At 41.9% G+C, this 8,995-nt stretch carries 6 protein-coding genes; all 6 read right to left on the bottom strand.

Going from position 1 to position 8,995, the window contains the following annotated elements:
- Positions 1 to 138: 138 nt before the first annotated feature.
- On the bottom strand, positions 139 to 621 hold the full coding sequence (gene greA / locus JOC28_RS09945) for a transcription elongation factor GreA (protein ID WP_205010535.1): 483 nt from the start codon (positions 619 to 621) through the stop codon (positions 139 to 141).
- Positions 622 to 689: 68 nt separating this feature from the next.
- Positions 690 to 2,477, bottom strand: coding sequence for an endolytic transglycosylase MltG (mltG, locus tag JOC28_RS09940; protein ID WP_205010534.1), 1,788 nt, complete (start codon positions 2,475 to 2,477; stop codon positions 690 to 692).
- 122 nt (positions 2,478 to 2,599) lie between these two features.
- Positions 2,600 to 3,094 (bottom strand): GNAT family N-acetyltransferase, encoded by a 495-nt coding sequence (locus JOC28_RS09935; protein ID WP_205010533.1) that lies wholly within the window; start codon positions 3,092 to 3,094, stop codon positions 2,600 to 2,602.
- 63 nt (positions 3,095 to 3,157) lie between these two features.
- Positions 3,158 to 4,489 carry a UDP-N-acetylmuramate--L-alanine ligase gene (gene murC / locus JOC28_RS09930; RefSeq protein WP_205010532.1) on the bottom strand — a complete coding sequence of 444 codons (1,332 nt, stop codon included), beginning with the start codon at positions 4,487 to 4,489 and terminating at the stop codon, positions 3,158 to 3,160.
- A 10-nt stretch (positions 4,490 to 4,499) separates the two neighbouring features.
- Positions 4,500 to 5,162, bottom strand: coding sequence for a divisome accessory protein ZapJ (gene zapJ, locus JOC28_RS09925; RefSeq protein WP_417774516.1), 663 nt, complete (start codon positions 5,160 to 5,162; stop codon positions 4,500 to 4,502).
- 471 nt (positions 5,163 to 5,633) lie between these two features.
- A complete protein-coding gene (locus JOC28_RS09920) occupies positions 5,634 to 8,726 on the bottom strand; it encodes a pilus expression-regulating Snf2 family helicase (protein ID WP_205010530.1) in 3,093 nt (1,030 codons plus the stop codon).
- Positions 8,727 to 8,995 lie beyond the last annotated feature (269 nt).

Here is an 8,995-nt window from a genome sequence, read left to right as displayed (position 1 = left end):
TCTTCTCGCTTTGAACGCAACAAAAGAGAGAACCAATTTGATTCTCTCTCGTGCTTAATTATTTAGTCAACCCACTACAGTTGACAAAGAGCCTTGATATCAAAAGAGCTCCTAGTTGTTCAACTAGGAGCTTACTGATTAGGCTGTTTTTTCTACACTGATGATTTCAACTTCGTAGCTTCCTGCTGGAGACTCGATAGTTGCCTTGTCACCTGTTTTCTTACCGATAAGGGCTTGAGCAATTGGGCTTTCGTTTGAAATCTTACCTGAGAAGATATCTGCACCAGCTGCACCAACGATGTGGTAAGTGTCTTTGTCATTTGTACCAACTTCTTGAACGACAACTGTTTTACCGATAGCCACTTCATCTTGGGCTACTGCATCGCTATCAACGATTTCTGCATAACGAATTTTTGTTTCAAGGATTTGGATTTGACCTTCAACAAAAGCTTGCTCGTCTTTGGCTGCTTCATACTCTGAGTTTTCTGAAAGGTCACCGTATGAACGAGCGATTTTGATACGTTCAACAACTTCTGGACGACGGACGAGTTTGTACTCTTCCAATTCTTGTTCAAGTTGTTCTTTTTCCGCTTGGGTCATTACATAAGTTTTTTCTGCCATGATATTCTCTTTTCTATTTTTTCTTTAAAATCAAGAAGGGGGAGTTTTCGTCCCACTTCTTTTGTCTATTAACTACTGCTATCAGAGACTTGACTGTTGATATATTTCTCAACATTTTGCAAATGCGTGTCATAGTCTTCTGAATAGTAAACCTTACCAGTCGTCACATCAGCAACAAAGTAGAGATAATTTGTTGAAGCTGGATTGACAGTTGCTTCGATAGCTGAAAGACTCGGACTATCAACTGGACCAGGCATTAGGCCTGTATTGGTATAAATATTGTAAGGCGAATCAATGGATGTGTCAATAGTTGTATCTTCTTTTAGGGTTGTCTCTTCACCAAGTTTGCCCATTGCATAAAGGATAGCAATGTTACTTTGAAGTGGCATATTGGCATTCAAACGATTATAGAAGACGCTGGCAATGTTACGACGGTCATCATCTGTTGATCCTTCCTTCTCAACAAGTGAGGCAAGGGTCAGAATTTGGTTAACATTGTAGCCACTTGACTTGATTGTGCTATAGTAGCTAGACATGTATGAATCCATTGTTGAAATCATTTCTTCTACAAGTCCTTCAAGTGTCGTATCATCGTAGTAATTATAGGTAGCAGGGAAAAGGTAACCCTCTAACTGATAAGTTGCTTCTGATGCGCTTGGAAGATTTGACAAGAGGTCTGGATACTTAGCAACCATCTTGGCAATGAAGGTTTCATCCTTCATCAACTTCAAGAAATCCTCTGATGAAAATGGTGTCGTAGACGAATCAGATGTATTAACATTCTTAGTAATAGCCTCTGAAATCTGCTGAATCGTATAACCTTCCGTCACCAAAATCTTACCAGCTACAGGTTCTTCAGGTTGTGAAGTTCCTCCTGCCTGCAAGGCCTTGATGATTTCATCAACTGTCATGCTAGCTTTCAGGTTATAATAACCACTTTGAAGGTCAGAAATATTCTTAAACTTCGTGTAGTAGTTAAAAATAGTCGCATCCTTGATGATTCCATTTTGTTCAAGAATCTGTCCGATATACTTGTTACCAGAACCAGATGGAATATCCACTGTCACGTATTCAGTAGCTGATGAATCTGCAGCTCCTAAAGCTGAATCAACATAGCGGTAACCGAAGAAGGCTGCTAAACACGCTACTAGAACAATAACACTAATCAAAATCGCTGAAATTTTTGCTGCGATACGATTCTTACGCTGGCGCTTACTTGTCGGCTTAAGGTTCTCAACTACTTCTTCAGTCTCTTCAAGATCATCTGATACTTGAAGGACTTCCTCAGTTACAGGAGACTCTTCTGAAGCGATTTGTGTTTCTGCCTGCTCAGGCTCAATAACAGTCTCTTCTACTTCTTGAATCTGCTCAGGAACTTCTTGAGCCTGTTCTTGTGCAGCACGCGCAGCATCTCTTTCCATCAAAAGACGAGCACTCTCTGCAGCAATTGCTGCATTGATTGCTTCTTGCTCCTCACGAGCCTTTTGTTCAGCCTCTAAACGCTTGGCTTCTTCTGCCTCTTTCAAAGCACGAGCCTGGGCTTCCTGGCGTTCTCTCAAAAGACGCTCTTCTTCAGCCTTTTGTTCAGCAATTAAGGCTTGGGCTGCAGCTAGACGCTCTGCCTCTTGGCGCTTCAATTCTATTAATCTTTCTTCTTCTAGACGGGCTTCTTCCACACGTTTTGCTTCTAAAGCCGCCTCTTCTTGAGCTGCTCGCTTAGCTTCCTGCTCTCGACGGTACAACTCTTCTTCACGTTGCTGTCTCAAGCGGTTCGCTTCTTCAAGCTCAGCCAAGATTTTATCTTTAAAGCTCGGCTCTTTTTGAGATGCTTTTTCATCATCCTTAAAGTCAGTCAAAGCTTATCCTCCTCAATATTTATCAAACGCCATTATATCTTAAAAAGTAGGCAAAATCAAATCTAATTCCCTTTTGTTACCGTATCGTAATATTGTCTTACTAGGCTTTGACCAACCTGAAATTAGCCATTCTTAGGAACTTCCCAGACCATATTATACCAGGTCGCACCACCGTGTGTTGATTCTGAAATTCCCTCATCAGTGAAACCGTTCATCTCATAATAAGGAATGAGATAGTCATGACAGGTCAGATTGAGTCCCTGACGGTTTTGAGAAACAGCAAGGTCCTTGAGCGCTGCTATCAAGGCAGTCCCAACACCCTGTCCTTTAAAGTCTGGATTGACAGAGAGGCTAGTAATAGCGATAAAGCCTCCCTGAGCTGGATTTGGAACGACTTCATGAAAGAGGTCATCTGTCAGATAACGCTTATTGACCGCTGGACCAACGATATAGCCAGCTACCTGCTGATTAATTTCTGCAACTAAAAAAGTATCTGCTATATAGGTCAAACGATTCTTCATGTCCTCAGGTGTCGCAGCTTCCTCAGGAGCAAAGTTTTCTAGCTCAATCGCTGCAACCTGATCCCAGTCTTCTAACTTAGCATGTCTAATTAGCATAGTGCCCTCCTTAATATGGCAAAGAGCTGGGACAGTATTGCCATCCCAACTCTTAATTAGTCATTATTGATTATTTTTTACGATGTTTGACAAAAGTTCTTCAAATGAACGTTCGTAGAGTTGGATATCTCCAGCACCCATAAAGACATAGACTGCGTCTTCGTGATTGAGGAGCGGTGACACATTTTCTACCGTTACAACTTGTGCTGGTTTGACAATCTTCTCTGCCAAGTCTTCAACCTTAACATCACCATGGTCAACCTCACGTGCTGATCCATAAATTTGTGCTAGATAAACAGCATCTGCTTCATTCAAAGCGCCAGCAAATTCATCCAAAAGGGCAATGGTACGTGTAAAGGTATGTGGTTGGAAGATAGCAACGATCTCTTTTGAAGGGTATTTTTGACGAGCAGCGTCAAGCGTCGCAATGATTTCTGTTGGGTGGTGGGCAAAGTCATCGATGATGATGGTACCGTTAACCACTTTTTCAGTAAAGCGACGTTTAACACCTGAGAAAGTCTTCAAGTGCTCAGCAACCAAATTCATGTCAAAACCTGCGACAAAGAGGTTAGCAACAACGGCTGTCGCATTCAAGATATTGTGACGTCCGAAAGCTGGGACATGGAAGCTACCGATGATTTGTCCATCATGTTTGACTTTAAAGTCTGAACCTGATGTCGTACGAGTGATATCGCAAGCAATGAAGTCATTTTCTTCATCAAAACCATAGTAGTAGATTGGTGCATTAGCTGTAATACGACGAAGATAAGCGTCTTCTCCGTAGATAAAGAGACCTTTTTGCACTTGTTTTGCATAGTCATTGAAGGCGTCAAAGACATCATCAATGCTTGTAAAGTAGTCAGGGTGGTCAAAGTCAATATTAGTAATGATTGAGTACTCTGGGTAATAAGGCATAAAGTGACGCTCATACTCGTCTGATTCAAAGACGAAGTATTGAGCATTTGCTGAACCACGTCCAGTACCATCACCGATCAAGTAAGAGGTGTCAGTGATATTCTTCATGACATGTGACAAGAGACCTGTTGTTGATGTCTTACCGTGGGCACCTGCTACACCAAGACTTGTGAATTGGCGCATGAAATCACCAAGGAATTCGTGGTAACGTTTGAAAGTATAACCATTTTGAATAGCGTAAGCAACTTCCACATTATTATCCTCACGGAAGGCATTCCCTGCAATCAACTCAACATCTTCTGTGATGTTTTTTTCGTCAAAAGGAAGGATGGCAATCCCAGCCTGTTCAAGACCACGTTGTGTAAAGTAGTATTTGTCAACGTCTGAGCCTTGTACCTTGTGACCCATTTGATGAAGCATGAGAGCAAGAGCACTCATCCCTGATCCTTTAATTCCAATAAAATGATAGGTTTTTGACATGTTTTCTCCTTTATTCGTCAGCTTCAAATCGAGTCAAGTTAAGCTCTTGAGCCACTCGGCGTTCCTTGTTTTCTTGACGCTCTTTTTGATTGTAAATTTGACTGCGTTTTAAAAAGTCATAAGAATTTTTCTTAGGTTCTTTTCTTGATGGATTTTGTGGGTGTTGGTAGGTCTGAGGCAACTCTACCAGGATATAGTCATCTTGGTGAAGCTTGTCTGTAAAGCGTGTCCAGCCCATCTTAGTAGCCTTTTTAGGCTTCTCAGCAACTAGCTCCTGAGCTACTGTTTCAAGTACAGGCTCAGGACTATCAGACTTCTCATCCAGACTTGGACGTTTGAAAATAGCAGAGCTTGACTTGCGTTTTTGACTAGCATTAGTCACTTCATTCTTCAAGTAAAGTTGACGCTTACGTTTGACATCTTCACGAGCTGTCTCACGGGCAAGCTTGGCATAATTCTCACCTTCTTGATAGGTAGACTCAGACCTCTCACTAGCAGAAGTCACCCCAAAGCTAGCGCTCTGCGATTCATCAATAGATCTATCCGAGTAGGTCTTATCTTGGTAATGACCACGAATATTATTGATTAAATCTTCATTCTCATAAAGCTGCATCTGACGAGCCTGACTAACAATCGGTTCATCATCAGTTACCAGAGGAAAAGGTCTCCTCATCTTATCCATGGACATCACCATCCTTTCAAAATGATACAAAGCCCGAAGAACACAAAGTGAAAATAGGGAATTAACGACGTGTGCAAGCACACAAGGAAATTCATCTTTTTCGCACAGTGTTCAGGGCGTGTTCAAATAAATGATACAAAGGGCGTTAAACAAGCAAAGCAAAAATAGAAAACTTGACGAAGACGCACAGCGTCTAGGAAATGTTTATCTTTTTTGCACAGCTTGTAGCCCGTGTTCAAATACATGATACAAAGCCCAAAGAACACAAAGTGAAATATACTCAAACTGTCTGTAAAACAGTCTGAGCTAGGAAATGAAGAAAGTGAAACTTTCATCAAAGGTTCCAAATCCTCAATTTCGCTGACACAATCGCATCAGTCTTTGTGTTCTATCAGACCATCATGTGAAGTATTCTACAACGTTCCTATTATAAACTAAATCCCTCGATTTTTCAAAACTATCTTATTGGGAAATCCCTAAAATTTCTTTAATATCATCAATGGTCATGCTGCCACGACTCTCATTACCATCAAGGACTGTATTAACCAGATGTTTCTTGCTCTCTTGCAGCTCCAAAATTTTCTCTTCGATTGTTCCTCTGGTAATCAGGCGATAGACTTCAACATTCTCCTGCTGACCGATACGGTGGGCACGGCTAATTGCCTGCATCTCCACAGCTGGATTCCACCAAAGGTCAATCAGAACAACCGTATCTGCACCTGTCAGGTTAAGACCGACACCCCCTGCCTTAAGGGAAATCAAGAAGGCATCCTTAGAGCCACTGTTGAAGGCACGCGTCATCTCCTGACGCTGGTCGGCAGGCGTTGAGCCCGTAATCTTGTAGGTCGAAAGCCCAAGATTTTCAAGTTCTGCTTCTGCAATATCTAGCATGCCACGGAACTGAGAGAAAATCAGCGCACGGTGACCGTTTTCCTTGATTTGGGTCAATAGCTGACGCAGACTGTCCAATTTTCCACTGTCACCATCATAGTCCATAAAGAGCGACGGAGTATCACAGATTTGGCGCAGCCTTGTAATCCCAGAGAGAATCTCAATCTTCTGACGATTGATTTCAGAATCAGAATGTCCAAGAATGCTCTCCTGCATCTGACGTAGTTGAGCCAGATAAATCGCCTTTTGACTCTCAGCCAGCTCATTTGGATAATTGATTTCAATCAAGTCTGGCAACTCAGGAAGAACATCTTCCTTCTTACGTCTCATGACAAAAGGCTTGATATAGCGAGCAACCTGCTTGGCGTCCATCTTGGCAAAGGCCTTCTGACCAGGCAAGAGACCTGGTAGGACGATTTGGAAGATTGACCAAATCTCTGTTAAACGATTTTCAATTGGTGTCCCTGATAAGGCAAAGCAATTCTTGACATCAAACTCACGTAGACTCTTAGCAATCTTGGTCTGAGCATTTTTCATGACCTGAGCCTCGTCCAGAATCAGATAATCATACTGCTCCTTGCTATACTGGTCAAAATCCTGTCTGAATGAAGTATAGCTGGTAATAACTACCTGATGATTTTCAGCAATCAACTGGTCTCGTACAGGTTTCAAGCCATAAGAGACCGCCACATCAAGATCAGGCGCAAACTTGCTAAACTCATCCTTCCAGTTGTAGATGAGACTTGATGGAGAAAGAATCAACACTTTTGATTCCTTGGTCAGACGAGAGGTCAAAAAACTAATGGTTTGCAGCGTCTTACCAAGTCCCATATCATCGGCTAAAATACCGCCAAAACCGTAATAATCAAGCATGCTCAGCCATTTGACACCAGTCATCTGATAATCCCTCAAGTCAGCATCAACCTTAATCTCAGCTGGCACAAAATCCTCTGGATGCACCAAATCATAGGCAAGACTCTCAAATTCCTGACTGAATGAGACGCTGGACATGCCTTTAAAGGCTTCAGAGAGCTGATAGGCAGCTATAGTATCAAGCTCCAAGTGCCCATTGGACAACTGCTTGGCTCTCAGGTTTTGAAGGGCTTGACTGACTTTTTGGGTCTCCTCATCAAAGACCACCAACTGCCCTGTCTTACTGATGAAGTAAGGCTCGTTAGTAAAGAGAGCCTCCAGGGCTTGGTCAATATCATCCTCTTGAACCTGAGCAAAATCAAAGGAAATATCCAAAAGACCACCATTTTTTCGGATTGAAACATTTGGATTTTCAATGCTGCGCAGATTTTCCAGATCCTCTGAAACTCTGACCTTACCCAGTCTCTCAAAACGAATGAGGGTCCTATTAAAGAAGTCATAGATGGTTTGGGCTGTCAGTGGTTCATGTTTAGCTTGCAAACCTGGTGTAAATCCTTCTGCCTCAGCCAAGCTCAAAATACGTGACTCTTTCTTATAATTGCTAGCAAAAGGAAGATTAGCAAGTTCTTCCTGACTCTTGACTTGGTCTTTTCCAAAATCAAAGGTCATGGAAAGCGTAATTTCACGATTTTCTGCGATATCAAAGTCAAAAATTGCCTTAAAGTCGTGGATATCAAATGTTTTGGGAGCCTCGACACGCCCCAATTGCTTAAACTCCAAGAGGCTATCAGCCAGTTTAGCCTGTTCATCCATATCAAAGAAGATATGACGAGAAAGGTCATCAGATAAGGGCAAACTCTTGATAGCATTAGCTAGCTTCTGCTGTTTGAGGTCTAGATAGTAAAAGGTACCATTATGAAAAAGGTACTGATTATCAAAGAAGCCATAGCTATTTTTGTCAGAAATAGACAGCTCAATCGCCTGCTGATGCACCTCAACCTTGAACTGATAGATGCCGTCTTCTCCATCCAAATGTCTAAAAATCACTGATGGATAATGGCTGTGCATGAATTCAAAGTCAAACTGCCAGAGACGATTCATCAGGCTAACACCCTCTTCAAAGAAACCACTAGGCAGCATGAGATTACGCCCATGATTAGGAAGAACAAAGTCGCTGTCAAAACGCTCCGAATCAGGAATAAGACGCCAGAGAAACTCAATCAATTCCTGACTCTCCCAGTCAAAATTCAAAAGCGACAGCTTCTCATAATAGTTTTTCCCAATTTGATAGAAGCCCTCTTTTTTTACGACAGACAAGAAGCCCTTGATATCACGGACAATATAGCTGCGCTCGTCAGGCAAACGTCTGATTCGTAAGGTCCACCACAAGTCCATGGAATAAGGGCTCTGCTGGCAGGAAGCCGACAGCTGATACTTGAGACTGTCATCTTCAACCATAGCCAAAGAATCTAGGAAAAGACTGCCAAAAGAATGTCTCTCCTTGACCTCCTTAGTCTCAGCCTCCTTATGCTCAATGCGGTCAGCAAGCTCCTTACCCTCACTATCATTTTTCAAATAGTGCTCGATAGCAGCTAAATGCTGGCAATAATGCTTGCGCTGAAACAGGTCACAGGCACATGAAACCAAATGATCATCCAAGGCAAAACGAATAGCAGTGCCATCAACTTCTGCATCGATGGTCCCGCTATCTTCACTGATAATCTTAATCTTACCTGCATCGTACAAATCAATTCCTTGATTACGAATTCGTCCTGGAATAAGTTTTGCCATATTTTCCTACCTTTATGATGAAAGCTGCAATTTCTTGCTGTCATATCAGGAGATCAAAAGCTGATTTCTCTTTTCGAAAACAGCCTCTCCACCTGTAAATCTTATCTCTTTATTATAGCAAAATTCTGATAATTTATCTTACCAAAACTTATCTTTTAAGCTTTTTCTAGTAAAAAAGGCTCTATAATTTCTGTAGTGGGTAAATCCACCAAGGAGATTGTAGGGCTTTTTGAATGTAGAAAAAAAGTCCCACATGACTTATAATGAAA

It is taken from the genome of Streptococcus loxodontisalivarius, from assembly GCF_016908645.1.
Lineage (GTDB): Bacteria > Bacillota > Bacilli > Lactobacillales > Streptococcaceae > Streptococcus > Streptococcus loxodontisalivarius.
This window is presented reverse-complemented; position numbering and strand designations above follow the sequence as displayed.